This window comes from Microbulbifer variabilis (genome assembly GCF_020524905.1).
Classification (GTDB): domain Bacteria; phylum Pseudomonadota; class Gammaproteobacteria; order Pseudomonadales; family Cellvibrionaceae; genus Microbulbifer; species Microbulbifer variabilis_A.
In genome coordinates this window covers 102,597-121,989 of sequence record NZ_JAIVKI010000007.1, presented here as the reverse complement: position 1 = coordinate 121,989, position 19,393 = coordinate 102,597, and the positions used below count along the sequence as shown (strand labels likewise).

The window sequence follows — 19,393 nt, the reverse complement described above, 5'->3', positions numbered from 1 at the left end:
CCTAAAAGCCTAAAAGCCTATAGCATTATTTCTGGAGAGCGCTCCCTTTTACCGACCTGGTTACAATTCAACCCAAGCGTAATAGATTGTCACAATAAAATCTAAAGACAGGATGATGATTTTTGTTGGCCAATTTTAGTTGTCTATACACCACCGAGGTTGTATATAATGCCAACACCCGAAATTACTTAAAAAAGGGATAATGGGGAATTTTGATGAATAAAAAGATGTTTCGACTTTCTGCAATTTCAGCAGCTGTTCTATTAACATTAACCGGCTGTGATAGTAACAGTAGCTCGTCTTCTGATCCTGTTGCTTCTGCTCCTGTTGCTTCTACACCTACTCCTACTCCTACTCCTACTCCTACACCGGCGGATCAACCACCTACTGCTAGCAATGTAACAATCAGTGGTGTAAAGCAGGGAATTTCAGTATCTGGAGAATTATTGGGCAACGATCCTGATGGCGATACTTTAACCTATAGCTTTTCAGAAAAAGATAAGGTTATTAGTTCTGTTGATGGTGTATATACATTTAGCCATGGTGAATTATCAGTAAACGGCAATAAGTTTGAATACACTTCAATTTCAGGACAAGACGCTTCTATTACTTATACCGTAACAGCGAATAGTGTTTCAGCCTCCGCTAAGATTCAAATCATCGCCGATGTTCCTCCAACAGCTAACACTGTAAATATAGATGGAGCAAAGCAGTGGGTACCGATATCTGGTGAGCTGCTGGGCAGCGATAAAGATGGCGATGCTTTAGCATATAGCTTCTCTGAAAATGATGTAGCGATTAATCCAGTTGATGGCGTTTATACTTTTAGTCATGGTGAACTAACATTAAACGGCAATCAATTTGAATATACTTCGATATCAGGCCAGGATGCCTCAATTACTTATACCGTAACAGCAAATGATGCATCAACATCTGCAAAAATTGAGTTTGTGAATGTTGCAAACGACCCACTTGCTTATCAGCAATGGCACCTTCGCAATACAGGCCAAAAATCTTATGCATTAAGTGATCAGATGATGCAAGGGATGGTCGATGCTGGCTTTTATACTCCCGAAGAAATTGCCGAGGAGCTTGCAGAAGGTGAAGCTGAAGAGCTTGTTGCTGGCGAAGATATGAACGTTGCCGCAGCTTACGCTCAAGGTGTAACTGGTGAGGGCGTGACAGCTGTTGTTGTAGATGAGGGGTTGGAAATTCGCCATGAAGATTTAATAGATAATGTGCTAGTAAATCGCTCTCTCAACTTGTTCGAATCAGCAACTGATAGAACTGATCCAACGAACCTTTCTAATAGCGGTGACCATGGTACCAGTGTCGCTGGCTTGATTGCAGCTAAAGGCTGGAACAATATAGGCAGCCGCGGTGTGGCCCCAGATACCGGGCTTATCGGCATGACTCTGATAGGAAAGCCTACAATAGAACAAACAGAGCTGTTAATTCACGGGTTCCCTGGAAGTGGAATTTCTACAGATGAGAAAATCTCAGCTTTTAATCGCAGCTACGGAATTACCTGGCCAGGTTTTATTGGGTACTCTGCTTTAGATGAAGCTATTGAATCTTACCCTAACCTTATGCTTCGAAGCGGCAAAGGTGCTTTGAACATTAAGTCTAATGGTAATTCTTTTAGAAGCGGTGGCCGTGAAGGGAGTTTCTGTAAAGATAATGGCGCTAAGGATTTAGGCCTTACTTGTTACAGCGCAGCGTTTGAGCCTAGTCAGGCCCACCCATACTACTTGAGTATTGCTGCGGTGAACGCTAATGGCAAACATACCAGTTACTCAACAGCTGGCGCGAGCACGATGGTGTCTGCTCCTGCGGGTGAATATGGTCGTTGGGCACCGGCAATGGTAACCACAGACCAAATGACCTGCATCAATGGTTATTCTGGCTTCAATGGTGGAACAATCAGCGCTTGGAGCGGTGCCTATGGCGAAGACTTTGCAGCTAGCCAGTTCCCGTTCAATTACCCAGGCCATCCGGAAAATGTGAGTTGCAACTATACTTCAACGTTCAATGGAACATCTTCCGCTGCACCAAATGCATCAGGTGTTGTGTCTCTAATCTTATCCGCAAACCCAGAACTGACTTGGCGTGATGTTCGACATATTTTAGCTTCAACAAGTACTTTGATTGACGCTGAAAACGAAAAAGTTAAGCTAACACTCCCAGATGGCTCTTTCTTTGCCCATGACGGTTGGGTTAAAAATGCGGCAGGTTATAACTTTAATAACCTATATGGCTTTGGTCGTGTTGATGCCGGTGCAGCTGTAGCTATGGCTTTGGACTACTCAGAAAGTCTTGGTGAGCAAATTATCACCGAATGGAAAGGTCTAGGCTCAACAGCTGGTGAAGTTGCCATGGAAACGACTATTCCAGATAACAGTGCAGCAGGTGTGACCCAACAAATCGAAGTAACTGAAGATATCATCATTGAAGCTATGCAATTCGAGTTTGACATCCGCAATGATGATATGGGTTCTTTCATAAATGATAATCTACTCTCCTCTGCAGGTAACGACTTAGCACTTGAAGTAGTTTCTCCCTCTGGCACTAGAAGTGTTTTACTCTCATCTAAGCAGGCATTACTGGATGCTTCTTGGAGCTCTGCAAATGGATATAGCATGGGTTATATCTTAGATGGCGCAGTATTCCTTTCTAATGCGTTTTATGGTGAAAATGCCAAGGGAACTTGGACCATCAAAGCACTAGATACCGGTGATACTAACTTAGAATTTAGTGACACAGATGGTCTCGTCATTTTTGTAGATGAGGAGGCAGATGAGAAGCCAACAGGCATGATAAACAACCCCGTAGAGAGTGTTCTAGAGGGTGTATCACTAAGAGCGTTCGGTCGTGCTGCTCAATAAGAAGGATAATACAATGAAGTTTAACAAATTAATAATCTTAACTACGGCAGTATGTTTATCAGGTATGGCGCAAGCTAACGCTATTGATAGCATAGATAAGAAAGACATTATAACCAAACAGCCAAGAACTTTATCTGCAGCAAGAACAAGTTCTGCTGAGTTTGGCATCTTTAAAGTTGAGCGATCACTGACAAGCGTTCCATCATCGATTGCTGCACCAGAACATATTGTTGCAAGAAAGGGTGAAGTAGCCATAGTGAATATCGGTGACGATTCTGTAAAAGATGTTGTCGGTAAAGGCACAATCGTACGAAACACGATAACTAAAGAACTAACAACTCTGACTGGAAACGTAACAGTTTTGTTAAGTAAAAATGTTACTGCGTCTGAAGTAGCAGAAGCAACCGGCATGAAAGTATTGTCGGTATTTCCTGGCACTGACATTGCCATCTTAAAAATTAAAGAAGGCAATGATTTGTTAGAAGCTTTCAATGCAATAAAACAGTCCGGCCTAACCATTGAAAGTCGAGTTGAAGTTACTGAGACCATGCACAAAGCACAGTAGATAAAATTAACCTATATAGGTAAGTTTTATCACATAAAAAAGGCATCACTAATAAGTGATGCCTTTTCAATTATGGACAACCGCTAATATCTGGGACCAAGGATGTGAACCAAGCAATTCCCTAGAACACTCCTACAAACAACTTAAACTTCCAGTTACCTAGATTTTTTTAGAAGCTCCTAACTGTGGTTGGATACTCTAAATTTCAGATGTGAGTTAAATTGCGCTGAAAACCATGACTATTAAAAAATCATCTGCGATTCAAAGAGTCGAAGCGCTAGTATGCTTAGGCCAGACAGAGTGGAGACGTATTTGTCAACTTTCGTATGATTTGCAATAGGAGTCCAACTCATACTAGCTCTAACTCCCTGAGATAGTATGAGTAAGCTGGTCAGTTTATTCGGCTATCGTAGTAGCCCTATTAGCCTCTTCTCTTCCATGTACAATCCGATAAAGCAGCGGCAATACAAATAACGTCAACAATGTCGAAGAAATAATTCCTCCAATCACTACCGTGGCTAGAGGTCTCTGCACTTCAGCCCCGGTACCTACGTTCAAGGCCATAGGTACAAAACCGAGGCTGGCCACCAATGCAGTCATCAACACCGGGCGTAAGCGGATCATGGCCCCGTCGATAATGGAAGTGATTAGCTCGCCGCCCTGCTGGCGCAGTTGGCGGATAAAGGAGAGCATCACCAGGCCGTTTAACACCGCGACACCGGATAGCGCAATAAAACCTACACCCGCCGAAATCGACAAGGGCATACCTCGCAACCACAGGGCTAAAACACCCCCAGTTAGGGCCAAGGGAACTCCAGTAAAGATAATCAGGGCATCCTTAAAAGAGCCAAAGGCCATGACCAGTAAACCGAGGATTACCAACAGCGTTAGCGGTACCACGATCGACAGGCGAGTACTGGCCGATTCCAGCTGTTCGAAGGTGCCACCATAAGCCAACCAGTAACCTGCGGGTAGGGAAACCTGCTGTTCGATACGTGCCCTCGCTTCTTCAACGAAAGATCCCAAATCACGGTCGCGAACATTGGCTGTTACCACCACGCGGCGCTTACCATTTTCCCGGCTGATCTGGTTAGGGGCCGGCGTCATTTCGAGGCTCGCCACTTCAGATAGGGGGACATAGCTGCCCAATTGGCTATCAGCAGGTAAAGGGATAGGCAGGTCGCCGAGATTTTCGTAGTCTCTGCGCAACCCCTCTGACAGGCGTACCACCAATTGGAAACGGCGATCACCTTCATAAATCAATCCAGCCTCTTCCCCACCGATAGCAGTGGAGACCAGATCCTGCAGGGTCTGCAGGTCGATACCGTAACGGGCGAGCGCAATGCGCTTAGGCACTACAGAAAGTACCGGAAGCCCCTCCACCTGCTCTACTCTCGCATCGGCAACCCCTTCAATTCCATTTAATACGCCCAGGATTTCATTGGAGGAAGCGACCAGCTGATCCAGATCATCGCCAAACACCTTGATACCCAGATCGGCACGTACCCCAGAAATCAGTTCGTTAAAACGCATCTGGATTGGCTGGGTAAATTCATAGTTATTACCCGGCAACTGGCGTACGGCTTCTTCGATTTCTGCCACCAATTGTTCCTGTGGCAGTTTCGAATCGGGCCATTGGTCCCTGGGTTTCAGGATCACAAAATTATCGGCCACATTGGGCGGCATTGGATCTGTCGCCACTTCTGCTGTACCAACTTTCGCGAATACTTTATCGACCTGGGGAAACTCCTTAATACGCTGCTCCAACAATCGTTGCATTTCTACCGATTGCTCTAGACCCGTACCGGGAATTCGCAAGGCGTGCAGTGCTATATCCCCTTCATTGAGCTGTGGAATAAATTCGGAGCCCAAAGTAGTGGCTAGCCAGCTACAGAACAGTACCAGTGCGAGCGCTCCGGAAAGCACCAGCCAACGCACCTTCATAGCCGCTATCAACAGTGGTTTATATAGGGATTTGGTGGCTACGATTAGCTTGTTTTCTTTCTCGCTAATTTTGCCAGTAAGGAAAACAGCCACCGCTGCTGGAACAACAGTCAATGAAAGCACCAGTGCGGCCAGCAGGGCCATCACCACAGTGGCGGCCATGGGGTGGAACATCTTGCCTTCCACGCCGGTAAGCGTGAACAAAGGGATATACACCACGGTAATAATCAGCACACCAAACAAGCTTGGGCGAATCACTTCGTTGGTCGCCTGGAATACTAACTCCAAACGCTCATACAGAGGCAGTTTGCCCCCCTTGCGATGCTGTGCTTCGGCAAGTCGGCGAATCGCATTCTCCACGATAATCACAGCCCCATCGACAATCAGGCCGAAGTCGAGGGCACCGAGACTCATTAAGTTGGCGGAAACACCAGTTTGCACCATACCGAAAATGGTTGCGAGCATGGAGAGCGGAATTACGGCTGCGGTGATAAAGGCCGCGCGAATATTCCCCAATAACAGAAATAACACCACGACAACCAGCAGAGCGCCTTCGATAAGATTTTTCTGCACGGTAGCGATGGCTTTATCTACCAAAGTGGTACGATCATAAACCGCCTCCACCTTGATACCTTCGGGCACGGTGGATTTCACCCGTTCCAATGCCTCAGCCACATCGCGGGCAACCTCGCGGGAATTTTTCCCTACCAGCATCATGGCAGTAGCCAATACGGTTTCTTTACCGTCGCGAGTAGCTGCGCCAGTGCGTAACTCTTTGCCGATAGCCACTTCGGCCACGTCAGAGATTTTTACTGGCACACCGGCACGACTGGTGATAACGACATCTTCGATTTCAGCGATATTTTGCAGCTGACCCGGTGAACGCACCAAAAGTTGACGGCCATTATTCTCCAGATAACCGGCACCGCGACTCTCGTTATTGCGGCGTAGGGCTTCAGCAATATCCTCCATAGAAACGTCGAAGCTGAGCATCTGGCGGGGGTCTGGGGTTACGTGATACTGCTTGTTGTAGCCACCGATGGTGTTTACTTCCGTCACACCGGGCACCAGGGACAATTGCGGCTTGATGATCCAGTCCTGAATTTCCCGCAAGGCGGTGGCATCGTAGGGCTGCCCGTTCGCCTGGATAGCGCCGGGTAGAGCCTCCACGGTGTACATAAAGATCTCACCGAGCCCGGTAGCAATGGGGCCCATTTCAGGTTCCAGCTCCGGTGGAAGATTGCTCTTAATAGCGCCGAGCCGGCTATTGATTAAATTGCGGGCGAAATAGAGGTCTGTACCCTCCTTGAAAACCACCGTTACTTGGGAAAGTCCATAGCGGGAAAGGGAGCGTGTATATTCCAAATCGGGCAGGCCGGCGAGTGCGGCCTCCACCGGATAGGTAATCCGCTGTTCCGCCTCTAAAGGCGAATAGCCAGGGGCCTCGGTGTTAATCTGTACCTGGACGTTAGTGATATCGGGGACTGCGTCAATTGGGAGTTTCTGGTAACTCCAGACTCCCAGTCCCACCAATACAAAAATCAGGGACAGCACGAAGTAGCGTCGCTCAATAGAGAAACGCAGGATGCTTTCAATCATCTTCTGGTCTCTCTTAGTGGCTATGGGCAGCGCCGGATTTTTCGATATCCGCTTTGATCAGGTAGCTGTTCTCGGTGACATAACGGTCACCCACATTGAGACCACTTAGCACTTCGGTCACTCTGCCATCGCTTCTTCCCAACTTCAGCGGACGTATCTCGTAGGCATCCCCCACTTTGATAAACACCACCGTCCAATCTCGAAATGGTTGTAGGGCTCGGTTTTCCACTACAAGAGGCACAGGGTTTTCACTGGTTATCACCTGCCCTTGAACCATGAGATCCGTAGTCCAGAGATCATTGGGATTTTCAATAGCAACTCTTGCGATTGCAAAGGGCTGGCCGTTACCGCCGGGAGCGAGACTGGAAATCGTTGAATCGAAGGTGCGGTTCCCAGCGACGATGGAAACCTTTTGGCCTCGGCTGATCTGACTTCGGCGGGTGGGAAATACCTGTAGTTCAGCCCACAACTGGGTGTAGTTTGCGATGGTGAATAACACCCGCTCACCGCTGAATTCACCACGACTGGTCTGCTTATCGATGATCTGCCCGCTGATCGGTGCGACTAAGGAATATGTTTGCAGGCTGTCATTGGATTCAATAGTTGCGAGCTTTTCCCCTTTTTCTACTAAGTCTCCCAGCGCTTTTTCAATACTGACAACGGTTCCGGGATAGCGCGCCCGCACATGGCTGATACTGCGGTGATCAATCGCGGTTTTGCCATACAGAGTTACGCTTTCTTTAATTGTACCGGGACCAGCGACCGCCGTTTTAATTCCGGCTTTTTCTGCCATCGGTGCTGAGATTTGCACACGTCCTTCGTGGGATTCATATTCCCACTCACTACGCTTACCGTTATAAAAAACAGAGACCACGACATCGAAGGAATGAGGCTCCACCACGATGCCTTCGCCCCGATAATACCCAGTGCTGGATTCCCACGTAAAAGGAATTTGCTCAAGATCACCACCGAGCCTTTCCAAAGTCACCGTGAGACGGGCATTGTTGAGCGATTTGCCATCACGAGTAACCCAGGCACGAAATTCCGGTTGTACTCCGCTTTCATCAATAAGCAGCTCTACCGTTAAATCACCTTTTTTCAATAGTCGGCCACCGTTCGGGCCCTGTTCAATATGGGAATCTGCATCATAGGTATGTCCACCGTGGTCCCCTCCTGCATAAACCTGGCCCGCGATACAAAGCCCCAAAATAAGAAAGGGCAGCGAAAGGAAAACCAACTGAATCGCTTTTGCTAATTTATTCATAATTCCAACCAAAATCATTTGCTGCCTTCAGTACCGGGAGGCCCGAGGGGCCCAGCGGTCAGCTGTTCTATCTCTGCGCCGTACAACAACACGGTTTGCGCCGCTTGGATTCGAGACCGCTCGGCGGCGAGCAACTCCTCCCGAGCGGAAATCAATTCCACATAGGAATCCCGCCCACGGCGGTATGCGCGATCGATCTCTTTCAAGGCCTCGCGAAGTTTTGGAATGACAGAATCCTGCAGAGTGTAAAAAGTTCTGAGTGCCTGCTCGCGGCTGACTACGGTCAGGTAGAGCTGCGGATACAGCTGTGAAAGCGCCACATTGCGGCGCAGAACAACTTCATCCAGTTCACTCATTGCGGTGAGCAAGGAACCCCGGCTGCGCTGGGCAGTAAATAGGGGCACGGTAACACCCCCCATCACTGCGGTTTCTTTCTCGGCGTTATTTTTTCGATAGCCCAAATACCACTCCACATCAGGTTTGGATCTGGTCTGAGCAATCCGCAGCTTAGAGGCCTGTACCCGCTCCTCAGAGGCAAATCGGGCAATCGCGGGGTTATCTTGAGCTCGGGCATAAAGCTCTTCAAAACTGGCGCCGGGACCAAAACGGTAGAGCTCACTGGAGTCCACCTCAAATTCCATTCCGGGATCTCCCCACAGCGCCGACAAAGCATGCTTGTAGTACCCGAGCATGGCCTGCTCACCCTCCTCGGCTAGCTTGGCATTGGCCAGGGCCGATTCCGCGCGCATTCGCTCAGAAACAGAGCTAGCCGCAGCACTTACCCTAGTCGACACAGCATCCAGGGTGTCTTCCGCCAAAGCGACCTTTTCTTTAGCAAGAACCAGTAGCTCCTCTGCGGCCAATACTTCCGCGTAGCGACGAAGCACCTCGGCCAGCAGCTCCAGTGCCTTAGCCTGCTCATCGGCAATCAGCAAATCACGCTGGGCATTAACCGCATCTATTCGAGCCTGACGCTTTCCACCCAGCTCAATCACCGATGACAGGTAAACGGTCAGTTCCAGCTCTTTTTCTGCGGAGTAGCCATCTCCAGGGCCGTAGTATTCATACTCCGATTCCAAACCCAGATTTATAGCCGGGCGCAGTGCCGCTGTCTGTGCCGCACCAGTCAAGCCGATACGCTGCAATGGGAATACTGCCAGCTGTGGGTTCTGCGCGAGTGTTAACTCGATTGCATCCGACAGTGTCAGCTTTTCCCCCCTCTGTGCAGACAAACTCTGCACAGGAACAAATAAAACTGTCGCCACGAGCGGCCATAGGGCACAGCGACAGATCACACTCGCAAAGAGCGTGCGAAAAAATTCCATGGATATCTCCCAAAATCACATCTCACAGGCGCAAGCAGGTTTATTAAGCTCTGCCTTTACTCGCGCAACAATTGAGCAATCAGACTTGGGTTATAGGTGGGCGCAGCAAGGGAGAAAAGTAACCACTGGGAACAGCGGCACTTAATACTTCACGATAGGAAATAACACCCCAGAGAAGGGGTTGGAATGACTGACCAAGCAGGCCGGCAACGGTACTGCCATGGCAGTGACAACAGTGATTACAAAAATCTAGAAGCGGTGCCTTGGAGCCTGATTCATCGGCAGGGAGCAACGTTTTGGCAACTACATTTAGATCGGGATTTGAGTCTGACGCCCCAGATTCACCGTTGCTGTCGGACTGGTCCAGATGGTGGGGCGGAAGGTGGCTGGTAACATCCTGTAGTTCTTCGTGACTGTCATAGAAAGCACCTGCGGTCTGGAAGACCAGCAGCGCGATCAATAAAAAAGACAGCCTGACTAGGTTCATAAGAACAACGGGACCACAAAATCTTATTTTGGACTCTAGCAAACAAGTTAGCATAGCTCAAATAGAAACCCGGCAACCAAACTTACCTCTCAGCGCATAGCCCCTAAATACTGAAGCACCAGTCAGCAAAGCCGGCAATCCTGTCCAGTTGGTCACACCCATCTCCTCTACACTGATTTTGATGCCACTAACTTGAGCTTGTACTGGGAGGTATCCGTATATGCTTGCCCCTCACCTATTTGGCTACCACACCAGGGCACTGCTTCTCGCGGTGTCGATGGCATTGGTTCCGGCCGCAATCGCACAGCCCACTCCCCCACCGCCTCAGCCAGGCAGCGCGCCTATTCAGGACCCACAGGATAGCTCTAGCGATCCACAGCAGAATCAACCCTCTGCCCCCACTGACAACTCTACCGGGCAGGGCCAGCCCCCCGCGCCCTCAGACAACGCAACCGAACAGGACCAACCCCAGCCACCCTCGGGTAGCACTAGTGGTCAAGGCCAAACACCCGCGCCGACAGATGGCACAACCGGACAAGGTCAGAATGGACAGGGCCAAAGCGAACAGGGTCAGAACACCCAGCCCTTGGCGGGTGTTGCACAAAATGGCGAGGCGATCGATCCCAAAGCCATGGAGGCCCTGAAGGCAATGGGGAAATACCTGGCAAGCATGAAAACGCTGATGTTTAACGCCAGGATTTTTGCCGATGTAGTCCTTGAGAATGAACAGAAGTTGCTAATTGGCGGCAAAGTCAAATATTTGGCCATGCCTCCCAAAAAGCTGCGGGTAGACCTGACTACAGATTCGATCACCCGCAACTTCATTCACAACGGTGACAAGTTCACCATGATCGCCCCACGCAATGGCTACTTTGCTGAAATGCAGGCCTCGCAGCCGACCAACCAAGTGCTCACCAAGGCGGCGAAAGACTACGGTATTGAAGTGCCATTTGCGGATCTGCTCGAGTGGGGCCGTAAACCGGATGCCTGGGCCGGGATCAAAGAAGGTTTCCTGGTTAACTCTCCTATGATCTACGGGCAGCGCACCAAGCACTGGGCCTTCCGCTCCGAGAACCTGGACTGGGAGATTTGGATCCAGGTTGGAGATAAACCTCTCCCACTGCGCATCTCCACGGTCAATACCCGCGACCCAGCCAAACCGCGTTTTATCGCGACGCTAAAGTGGATGCAGGCTAAGCCAGAAGCGGCAAAAGAGTTCACTCCCGCCATCGAGAAGCTCAAGCAGATCAAGTTTAAGAAGGCCGAGCCCAACAAGCAGGAGGCCCCACAATGATCCAAATTAAGTATCGCAAGTCGCGAGCCTTGTCACTATGGGCTGCGCCATTGCTCCTTTCTGGAGTTTTCCTCGCCACTATATTCAGCCCACAGGTGGAGGCGCGAGGTCACTTTGGCGGGGGCGGTGCCCAATTCAATGTAGGAGGGCATTTCAATGCCGTTCGCCCTATGCCCGGTGGTGGCTTCCACGGTGAGTTTGCCAGGGGGGACTTTGAGCGGAGGTTCCCGGGCCATCCACCGTTTTATCCAGTTCGCCCGGGACATCATCACCCACCCTACCCCCCACCCTGGCGCCCGCGCCACTGGCCCTATCCAGGCCCGGCTTACTGGGGTGTGACCGCAGTGGGTGTGGGTGGTTGGTTGTACACCCTGCCACCCAGTTGTGTCAGAGTGACGATCGGCAATGTGACCTACGAGCGTTGCGGAACCTATTGGTATGAACCCCACTTTGTCGGAGGGCATATTGCCTATCGGCATGTAGCCGCTCCGCGGAGGTAGCGGTGAACCTCTTCCAGCGCCTAACTAATCCACTCAACTAGGTTAATGGCGCTGGAAGTTAACAGAAAGTATTAATCTTCAGCTTTTTCCGGCCCGCCCTCGGCATAGGATTTGCTGATACGGCGAAGAATTCGGAGCTGCTTGCCAAAGTTCCGGCACGGAGCGCACATAGCCAAATGCAGTTTAAGACCGGCCTGCTCACTGAAATACAGGTTTCGCTCCTGGGACTCGGACATCAACCGCGTTGCTTCCCGACACGATTTCATTAACTTAGCCCTCCACACCAAACCAATTGTCCTCAAGGCACTCTCGCAGCCGCAGGCGCGCCCGGTGCAGTGTTACATTTAAGTTGCTCACCGAGATTTCCGCCGCAGCACAGATCTCGTGACTGTCCAACTCGATAAACTCCCGCATCATAAATATTTGCGCCTGGCGAGATGGCAGGTGATTGAGGCAAGCATCGAAGATCCGCCAAAAGTGCTTGTCGTGAATAGCGGACTCAGGATCGGCCCATTTTTTGGGGCGCTCATCCTTTCGCCAATGGCCCGTTTGATCGAACAGCTCATTGTGATCGTGCTCCTCGCGATCACCGCGCACTAGCTGGTCCGCATCAACGAAACGCTGCCGTTGCCGTAGAATATCGGCAATTTTGTTCTTTAGAATGGCAAACACCCAGGTTTTAAGGGCCGAACGGCCAGTGAAACTGCGGGAATTTTTTAGGGCTCCCATAAGAGCTTCCTGCACCGCATCTTCGGCCAGTTGAGCGTCCTGCAACTGCAGGCTGGCAAAGCGAAGCATCTGCTGGCGCAAGTCCACGAGAAACTGGGGATTCTGCAAAGAGTCCTCAACTTTCGTTTCGGGTCTCGTTTCAGACGAAGTATCAGGGGCAAGGAAATCGCTCAATTACGGTCCCTCATAAAATCGAAGCGGAAACCGGCGATATTAACCAAAAAGCGAAGATTATCTAACAACCAGCCCACCTTGACACCAAAAGGCAACTTTAAGACCTCGCTACACACTAATAATCTAAACCAAGAAAATACTTAGTCGTAGAAAGACGACACTTGTTACAAAGAGGAAGGAGAGGTAAAAATTGCCCCGCAAAGGCGCCCAGCGCCCGAAAGGAAAATCACTCTGCGAAAGGTATGCCCCAATGCACGATATTGTTCAGGACTACTACGGCCGCCAACTGAAAAGCTCATCGGATCTAAAAACCGATGCCTGCTGCGATGCCAGTGCCGTGCCCGGCTGGTTGAAACCACTGCTGGCCAGTATCCACCCGGAAGTCCTATCCCGCTATTACGGTTGCGGGCTTGTGTGTCCCCCACTTTTAGAGGGTTGCAGGGTGCTTGATCTCGGCTGCGGTTCCGGCCGCGATGTCTATTTACTCTCGCAGCTGGTGGGGCCGAGCGGCGAAGTGGTCGGTGTGGATATGACCGATGAGCAATTGCAGGTTGCCCGACAACACCAGGGTTACCACGCAGAAAAATTTGGTTATAACAATGTAACTTTTCTGCACGGTTATATCGAAAAGCTTGAGGAACTCGGTCTGGAACCCGGCAGCTTTGACGTGATCGTCTCCAACTGTGTTGTGAATCTTTCTACAGACAAAGGCGCGGTACTTCGGGGCCTGCATCGATTACTCAAAGAGGGCGGTGAATTTTACTTCTCCGATGTTTATGCCGATCGCCGTGTCCCCGATTCGCTGTGCACAGACCCTGAGCTGGTGGGTGAGTGCCTGGGTGGTGCACTTTACTGGAATGACTTTTTGGAGCTTGCTCAAGTCAATGGCTTCCGCGACAGCCGCCTGGTTGAAAGCCGCCCTTTAGAAGTAACCAATGAGGCTCTACTCGCTCGTTGTGGCGCCGTCCGTTTTTATTCCGCCACCTACCGTTTGTTCAAATTATCGGGGCTGGAGAAGGACTGTGAGGACTACGGCCAGGCAGTGATATATAAGGGCACCATTTCAGGACAGCCATCCGCTTTTACTCTGGATGGGCACCACCGGATAGAAAAGGGGCGGGTTTTCCCCGTATGTGGTAATACCTGGAAAATGCTGGCAAAAACACGACTGGCCCCCCACTTTGATTTTATCGGCGACTTTTCACAGCACTTCGGATTATTTCCCGGTTGTGGCCGCGAAATGCCTTTCTCGGAAGGTGTCGGTGATCAGGCTGCAACTGGAAGCCAGTGTTGCTAAGGGGGGGCTTATCGGCGTCGCGACAGCGGCGCTGAGTTTTCAGCCTTTATCCCGCAAAATGGCAGAGTCGAAAAATTTCGGAACTTTGTGCTCCAACCAATAACTTGGCCGCCACAGAGATCCCCCGACAAATCCCACATGCCCTCCCTGCAGGGTAACCTCCAACTGCACCATAGAACTCACCTCTTTCTTTTCAGGGATGGCAGATGGGCAAACGAAGGGGTCATCTACGGAATTAATGATCAATGTCGGCACCCCAATTTCTCGTACCAGATGTTTGCTCGAAGCCTTGGTGTAATAGTCATCGACATCCCGAAATCCATGCAGTGGCGCAGTAAAGGTATCGTCGAAACAACGGAAATTGGCAAAAAGCGTGGCATCATCCACATTGGGTAGTGCTGCAGCGATACAGGGGTCTTGAGCCTTTTGTTTTAGGGTGAGACGCAGGCAACTCAGCAGATGGCGCTGGTACAGCTTGGACAAGCCAGTATTGATTTTACGGCTACAGGCATGGAGGTCCATTGGCGAAGAAATCGCCACGGCAGCGGCAACCGGGCTACAGGTTCCATCCTCGCCCAGCATTTTAAGCAGCACATTACCACCCAGTGAGTATCCGACCACCATAATGGGTGTCGCGGGTAGTTCTCCCCTTAACTGCTCAACCATCCAGCGAGGGTCCTCGCTATCACCGCTGTGATATGCCCTCGGTAATCTGTTCGGCACCCCGCCACAGCCGCGAAAATGCATGACCGCAACCTGGTAGTGGTGCGAGAGAAGAGAATCCATCATGCCCTGAACATAGGGAGAGGCCACAGAGCCACCTAAACCATGGAGAATCAGAACCAGTGGAAGATCCGGGTCATCCACCAATGGGCGTGGGGTAAGTAAAGCGAGGCAGTCCCCGTCCGGGGTCTCATACCAGCGGCACCGGGTTTCTATCCATGGAACTGGACGGTGTACACGGCCAAAAATAGTTTGAATATGACAGTTTCCAAGGCCTATGGCGGGGGTAAACTGATCAGTCATATACCGGGCCCCGCTATTGCTAATGACCTGCCCTGCTCTCCCTCTGGGTGCCGGGCCTGGTGCTGCCCCGAGCCATCCGGGCAGAGCGGATTTCGCGAAACGCGCGGGGTTATTGAACCCCGATAAAATTGCACGAATATCATCAGTATATAACCAACTCCGGTATATGTTGGGATAAGCGCCAAGTAACGCCAGCTATTACTGAGGACCATCCTCTTTTTTAGGCATAGTTTCCGGAACAAAGATCAGGAAGAAAATCGCAGCAATGGTGGCTATCCCCGCCAGAGTCAGAAAGGCTGCACCATACCCAAAGAACTGTGCAACATATTCTGCCGAGAAGTTGCTACAAGCAGACCCTATCCCCACCAGAGCGGCCATGGCTCCTTGAGTAATATTGAAGCGTCCCGTGCCCCTGGTAAGGTCGGCACACATCAAGATGATAATCACCCCGAAGATCCCATTGGCAACACCATCCAATGACTGTATTGCCACCAGAAAGAATGGATTATCTGTCGACATAAATAGGACTGCGCGAATTGGGTTAATACAGAACCCAATCATAAAGATAACTTTACGGCCCCAGTCATCTGCCTTGGCCGCACACATAAGTGACATCAACATCATCCAAAATTGTGCAGCAATAATACAAGCCGAGGTAAAGGCAATCGCTTGATTCACGTTCGAATTCAGTGAAAGCTTCTGGCTAACCAGAGGTAGCATGGCCGCATTGCCAAAATGAAACAGGAAGACGCTCACCGCCAAAGCGATCAGGCGTTTATCGGTGAGCAGCACGGAAAACCCGGCTGGCTCCTTTTTTCCAGAAGCATCGCGTTTTTCACCGCCCCGAGCGCGTATATGGTCAATAGAATTAGCGGGAATAAATGCAACAGAAATAGCCATTAACACACCCATAATGGCCATCAACCAGAAAACCCCTTCAGCTGCAATCGTCAGCGCCACAATTCCGGCAATTGCTGCGGCAAAAACATTGCCCGCATGATTAGCAGCCTGGTTGGCACTGGTTTGTAAGGTAAAAGTTTTATCGCTACAGACTCCCAGAGTAATCGCCGCAATAGAGGGAGCTACAAAAGCGATTGCCGCCCCCATTAATACCTGGGAGCCATAGATGACAGGCTTGTGATTGGTTAGCGCAACAATAGCGACAGAGACAATCGCTATAATGACGCCGCAAGAGGCGATCAGTGCACGCTTTAATCGGGTGCTATCGATAAATGCACCGGCGGGAGTTTGTAGCAAAACAGTTGTAATGCCACCGATTGCCAGAACAATGCCGATATCTCCGGTCTTCCAGTGCATGGCCGACAACAGATAAATCGCCAAATAGGGACCCAAACCTGCAACCACATCTCCTGCGAAGAAGTTCGTAAAGAGAAGAGGTTTGTTTAAACTCATAAATAAGTCTTATTGTTGTGGTTTCTCTGCCCAGATAGGAACCCTAATACCAACCAAAAGAACCGTTCAATGATTCTCAGAGTAGCAGTTAGCAGAGACGTAGTCCGAGGCTGTGCCAATGTCCATTAGCCTAATTGTATCGGCAATCATTTTTATATTGATTGCCGTGCGGCAGTGGCTTCCATCCATCATTCGCATTTGGCACATCATGACCTTTGGCGCAATTGCTTTACTTTTAATGCGCCAGATTAGTTTAAATGAAGCCTTTTTTGCCATAGATTGGGATCTAATACTTTATTTATTTTCTGTTTTCTCTATTGCTTCAGCCCTATATGATACCGGTATATCCGCACAGATCAGCCATCGAATTCTCTCAATCAAACATCCAAGTTTAGTATTGACAAGCTATATCCTTGTGATGGCATTATGCGCAGCCATTCTTACCAATGACGCCGCCGCAGTGATTGGTGTCCCCATTGCGATAGTCTTAGCACGAAATATGAAATGGGGACTGATCCCTCTCCTGATAACTCTGTGCGCAACTGTAACCATCGGCAGCATGGTATCTCCCGTGGGTAATCCACAAAACATACTGATAGCCAACGCCGGGAATTTCGACAATATGTTTGTCGTTTTTACGCAGTGGATTCTCATTCCCGCCATCATCATTATGCTTTTTTCAATAATATGGTTGAAACGTTTCTTCAAAACCAGTGATATCATTAATTATGAAGCCACAAGAGAATACAAAGGGGAAGAGGAAGTTACTCAGAAGTGGCCAGCGCTTCTATCTGCCACTCTTTTATTAATATTCATTATTCTTGCAAGTATATTGCACAATGTAGACGGAATCTATCACCCCACTATTGGGCAAATTGGTCTGGCTGCCTGCCTACCTATCTATATTGCCAGTCACGAGCGCAGGCGCATATTAAGAGAAGTAGACTGGCCCACCCTATTCTTTTTTATTTCCATGTTTGTAGTGACGGGATCCTTGCTTCAATCGGGGTCACTTCAACATTTCCTTCAGGTAACCAATATTGATTTGGCCGAACCAGAAACCGTTGCTTTTGTCAGCTTCTTTGCCAGCCAATTATTTTCCAATGTGCCAGTAGTTGAGATTTACCTTAACCTCTTGCACCAACAGGATACCCAGATATTAATGATGCTCTCTGCCATATCAACAGTGGCCGGCAATCTATTCATAATTAGCGCTGCCAGTAATGTGATTGTATTACAACAAGCAGAAAAATTTGGAGTTAAACCCTTTAACTTTTGGCAGTTTTTCTTTCTAATGCTGCCTGTCAGTATTATCAGCGTATTGGTAAGCTATTTTTGGATTATATTGTATGCAACTATGTAAATAGTTTCACAAGAATGACACCTTAAGACTTAAGCTTTTCTAAGTGAAAGGTCTAAGCAGCTAGGTTTCATCCGGCTTTTCAATACGAGCATACAAACGGTAATCACCGTTCTTTAGCAGCAAGTAAATATTGTAGGGTTCAAATTTTTCTCCATCCTCCATCTCCATTCCGGGGCTTCCAACGGGCATCCCCGCAACCATCAAACCCACACTACCGTCTGGAGGTGCGGCCAGAAACTTCTGTATATGCAAGGCCGGCACATGTCCTTCAAAGATGTATTTATCATGCCAAACTGCCGTATGGCACCCCTCCAGTCCCCTGGGGATACCCCACTTACGCTTAACTCCCTGCATATTTACTTTAAAAACGGAGGTAGCCTCTAGATTGTTTTCCTTTAAATGAGTAATCCATTTGTTACAACAAAAGCACAATGGATGTTTATAAACAATCAGAGCGGCAGTATCATCAGTACCTTCAGCGGCAACAAAACCGGCCAGTGAGGCAACGAAGACTAGAGGCAAGATAGCTTTTTTCAACCACCACTCCAATATCTTGATCCTATATAGCTTGGGCATAATGAATCACATAAGTCTCAGCGGGATCTTGCCAAAAGCACACTGGCTCAAATCCACTACGAGTGAGCAAACTATTAAACCCAGCAATAGAATACTTATGGCTATTTTCAGTGTGAATCGTTTCCCCTTCAATAAAATCTATTCTTGTGTCCGCAATAGAAACACTGTGACTCTTAAGGCAAACCAGATGCATTTCCACCCGCTGACGCAACGAGTGGTAAAATGCACGATGCGCAAACAGAGATAGATCAAAATTCGCCCCTAGCTCGTTATTAATCCTCTGCAGAATATTCAAATTAAATTTCTCAGTAATATGATCACTGTCGTTATAGGCCCGCTCCAAAGTCACTGAATCTTTGACCAAATCTGTACCGATCACTAAGCCATCACCAGGGCTCAGGTTAGAGGCAAATAACTCCAATAAACGCTCTGCCTCCAGAGGTTCAAAGTTACCTATTGTCGAGCCAGGAAAAAAAACAACCCTCTTGCGAGAGGGAACACTAATCAAATTGTCCCACACCTCTGCCAGAGTAAAATCCCCCACTTCACTCCACACCTGCATCCCAGGTAGTCCATTTTTTATTCGTCTTTCGGCATCCAGCAAAATCTCTGGGGATATATCAATAGGGTAGTAGCCCTTGGGAGAATCCAATGCGGCAAGCAGTGATTCTACCTTTTCACAGTTACCAGCCCCCGGCTCTATTAGCAAAGCTTCAGGCCCAATTCGCTCAGCAATTTTATCTAAATGAATCGCGAATATATCTGCCTCATTTCTGGTCAGATAGTAATCATTTGAATCGCAGATTTCCTCAAAAAGACGAGAGCCTACTTCGTCATATAAGTACTTGCAGGGCAGTGTTTTTCTACTCCCCCCCAATCCCTCCAATACATCTCTCAAAAATTCGTTATCTTGGAGTTGATTTTCCGTAACTGACGATAGGGCTGCCTTCAC

16 protein-coding genes are annotated in these 19,393 nt (G+C 49.1%); 6 read left to right on the top strand and 10 right to left on the bottom strand.

Annotated features, from left to right (window positions below):
• The first annotated feature begins 215 nt into the window (after positions 1 to 215).
• Positions 216 to 2,885 (top strand): S8 family serine peptidase, encoded by a 2,670-nt coding sequence (locus tag LC073_RS10285; RefSeq protein WP_226646704.1) that lies wholly within the window; start codon positions 216 to 218, stop codon positions 2,883 to 2,885.
• 13 nt (positions 2,886 to 2,898) lie between these two features.
• Complete coding sequence (locus LC073_RS10280) at positions 2,899 to 3,450, top strand: hypothetical protein (protein ID WP_226646702.1); 552 nt, start codon at positions 2,899 to 2,901, stop codon at positions 3,448 to 3,450.
• 396 nt (positions 3,451 to 3,846) lie between these two features.
• Here the strand turns inward: LC073_RS10280 and LC073_RS10275 are convergent, their stop codons facing one another.
• The 4 genes from LC073_RS10275 to LC073_RS10260 all read right to left on the bottom strand — a co-directional run bounded on the left by LC073_RS10275 (position 3,847) and on the right by LC073_RS10260 (position 10,069).
• Complete coding sequence (locus LC073_RS10275) at positions 3,847 to 6,993, bottom strand: efflux RND transporter permease subunit (RefSeq protein WP_226646700.1); 3,147 nt, start codon at positions 6,991 to 6,993, stop codon at positions 3,847 to 3,849.
• Between the two features lie 13 nt (positions 6,994 to 7,006).
• Positions 7,007 to 8,257, bottom strand: coding sequence for an efflux RND transporter periplasmic adaptor subunit (locus tag LC073_RS10270; protein ID WP_226646698.1), 1,251 nt, complete (start codon positions 8,255 to 8,257; stop codon positions 7,007 to 7,009).
• Between the two features lie 14 nt (positions 8,258 to 8,271).
• Positions 8,272 to 9,582: a TolC family protein gene (locus LC073_RS10265; RefSeq protein WP_226646696.1), complete on the bottom strand. Its 1,311-nt coding sequence runs from the start codon at positions 9,580 to 9,582 to the stop codon at positions 8,272 to 8,274.
• A gap of 79 nt (positions 9,583 to 9,661) precedes the next feature.
• Positions 9,662 to 10,069: a hypothetical protein gene (locus tag LC073_RS10260; protein ID WP_226646694.1), complete on the bottom strand. Its 408-nt coding sequence runs from the start codon at positions 10,067 to 10,069 to the stop codon at positions 9,662 to 9,664.
• Positions 10,070 to 10,289: 220 nt separating this feature from the next.
• Here LC073_RS10260 and LC073_RS10255 point away from each other — a divergent pair, with 220 nt between their 5' ends.
• Together LC073_RS10255 and LC073_RS10250 are read left to right on the top strand one after the other, a co-directional pair.
• Positions 10,290 to 11,363 carry a DUF2092 domain-containing protein gene (locus LC073_RS10255; RefSeq protein ID WP_226646692.1) on the top strand — a complete coding sequence of 358 codons (1,074 nt, stop codon included), beginning with the start codon at positions 10,290 to 10,292 and terminating at the stop codon, positions 11,361 to 11,363.
• The gene (locus LC073_RS10250) at positions 11,360 to 11,863 is read left to right on the top strand and encodes a hypothetical protein (protein WP_226646690.1); all 504 of its coding nucleotides are present in this window, start codon (positions 11,360 to 11,362) and stop codon (positions 11,861 to 11,863) included. The genes LC073_RS10255 and LC073_RS10250 overlap by 4 nt, the downstream gene beginning before the upstream one ends.
• A 71-nt stretch (positions 11,864 to 11,934) precedes the next feature.
• On the opposite strand, the gene LC073_RS10245 is transcribed toward LC073_RS10250, so the two are convergent.
• Positions 11,935 to 12,129, bottom strand: a complete 195-nt coding sequence (locus LC073_RS10245) for a zf-HC2 domain-containing protein (RefSeq protein ID WP_413231444.1) — start codon at positions 12,127 to 12,129, stop codon at positions 11,935 to 11,937.
• Positions 12,130 to 12,133: 4 nt separating this feature from the next.
• Entirely contained in the window at positions 12,134 to 12,766 is a 633-nt protein-coding gene (locus LC073_RS10240) for an RNA polymerase factor sigma-70 (protein ID WP_226646686.1), read from the bottom strand.
• Positions 12,767 to 13,016: 250 nt separating this feature from the next.
• Here LC073_RS10240 and LC073_RS10235 point away from each other — a divergent pair, with 250 nt between their 5' ends.
• Positions 13,017 to 14,063 carry a methyltransferase domain-containing protein gene (locus LC073_RS10235; RefSeq protein WP_226646684.1) on the top strand — a complete coding sequence of 349 codons (1,047 nt, stop codon included), beginning with the start codon at positions 13,017 to 13,019 and terminating at the stop codon, positions 14,061 to 14,063.
• A gap of 39 nt (positions 14,064 to 14,102) precedes the next feature.
• On the opposite strand, the gene LC073_RS10230 is transcribed toward LC073_RS10235, so the two are convergent.
• A complete protein-coding gene (locus tag LC073_RS10230) occupies positions 14,103 to 15,089 on the bottom strand; it encodes a hydrolase (protein ID WP_226646682.1) in 987 nt (328 codons plus the stop codon).
• A gap of 198 nt (positions 15,090 to 15,287) precedes the next feature.
• Positions 15,288 to 16,502 carry an MFS transporter gene (locus LC073_RS10225; protein WP_226646681.1) on the bottom strand — a complete coding sequence of 405 codons (1,215 nt, stop codon included), beginning with the start codon at positions 16,500 to 16,502 and terminating at the stop codon, positions 15,288 to 15,290.
• 118 nt (positions 16,503 to 16,620) lie between these two features.
• On the opposite strand from LC073_RS10225, the gene LC073_RS10220 reads away from it, so the two are divergent.
• Positions 16,621 to 17,865, top strand: a complete 1,245-nt coding sequence (locus LC073_RS10220; RefSeq protein ID WP_226646679.1) for an SLC13 family permease — start codon at positions 16,621 to 16,623, stop codon at positions 17,863 to 17,865.
• Positions 17,866 to 17,925: 60 nt separating this feature from the next.
• Here the strand turns inward: LC073_RS10220 and LC073_RS10215 are convergent, their stop codons facing one another.
• Together LC073_RS10215 and egtD are read right to left on the bottom strand one after the other, a co-directional pair.
• On the bottom strand, positions 17,926 to 18,402 hold the full coding sequence (locus LC073_RS10215; RefSeq protein ID WP_226646677.1) for a DUF411 domain-containing protein: 477 nt from the start codon (positions 18,400 to 18,402) through the stop codon (positions 17,926 to 17,928).
• 22 nt (positions 18,403 to 18,424) lie between these two features.
• Entirely contained in the window at positions 18,425 to 19,393 is a 969-nt protein-coding gene (gene egtD / locus LC073_RS10210; protein ID WP_226646675.1) for an L-histidine N(alpha)-methyltransferase, read from the bottom strand.

Excerpts from the sequence above, each read along its gene's own strand:
- LC073_RS10285 (WP_226646704.1), top strand. The coding sequence starts at position 216 with ATGAATAAAAAGATGTTTCGACTTTCTGCAATTTCAGCAGCTGTTCTA.
- LC073_RS10280 (WP_226646702.1), top strand. The coding sequence starts at position 2,899 with ATGAAGTTTAACAAATTAATAATCTTAACTACGGCAGTATGTTTATCA.
- LC073_RS10275 (WP_226646700.1), bottom strand. The coding sequence starts at position 6,993 with ATGATTGAAAGCATCCTGCGTTTCTCTATTGAGCGACGCTACTTCGTG.
- LC073_RS10270 (WP_226646698.1), bottom strand. The coding sequence starts at position 8,257 with ATGAATAAATTAGCAAAAGCGATTCAGTTGGTTTTCCTTTCGCTGCCC.
- LC073_RS10265 (WP_226646696.1), bottom strand. The coding sequence starts at position 9,582 with ATGGAATTTTTTCGCACGCTCTTTGCGAGTGTGATCTGTCGCTGTGCC.
- LC073_RS10260 (WP_226646694.1), bottom strand. The coding sequence starts at position 10,069 with ATGAACCTAGTCAGGCTGTCTTTTTTATTGATCGCGCTGCTGGTCTTC.
- LC073_RS10255 (WP_226646692.1), top strand. The coding sequence starts at position 10,290 with ATGCTTGCCCCTCACCTATTTGGCTACCACACCAGGGCACTGCTTCTC.
- LC073_RS10250 (WP_226646690.1), top strand. The coding sequence starts at position 11,360 with ATGATCCAAATTAAGTATCGCAAGTCGCGAGCCTTGTCACTATGGGCT.
- LC073_RS10245 (WP_413231444.1), bottom strand. The coding sequence starts at position 12,129 with ATGAAATCGTGTCGGGAAGCAACGCGGTTGATGTCCGAGTCCCAGGAG.
- LC073_RS10235 (WP_226646684.1), top strand. The coding sequence starts at position 13,017 with ATGCACGATATTGTTCAGGACTACTACGGCCGCCAACTGAAAAGCTCA.
- LC073_RS10230 (WP_226646682.1), bottom strand. The coding sequence starts at position 15,089 with ATGACTGATCAGTTTACCCCCGCCATAGGCCTTGGAAACTGTCATATT.
- LC073_RS10225 (WP_226646681.1), bottom strand. The coding sequence starts at position 16,502 with ATGAGTTTAAACAAACCTCTTCTCTTTACGAACTTCTTCGCAGGAGAT.
- LC073_RS10220 (WP_226646679.1), top strand. The coding sequence starts at position 16,621 with ATGTCCATTAGCCTAATTGTATCGGCAATCATTTTTATATTGATTGCC.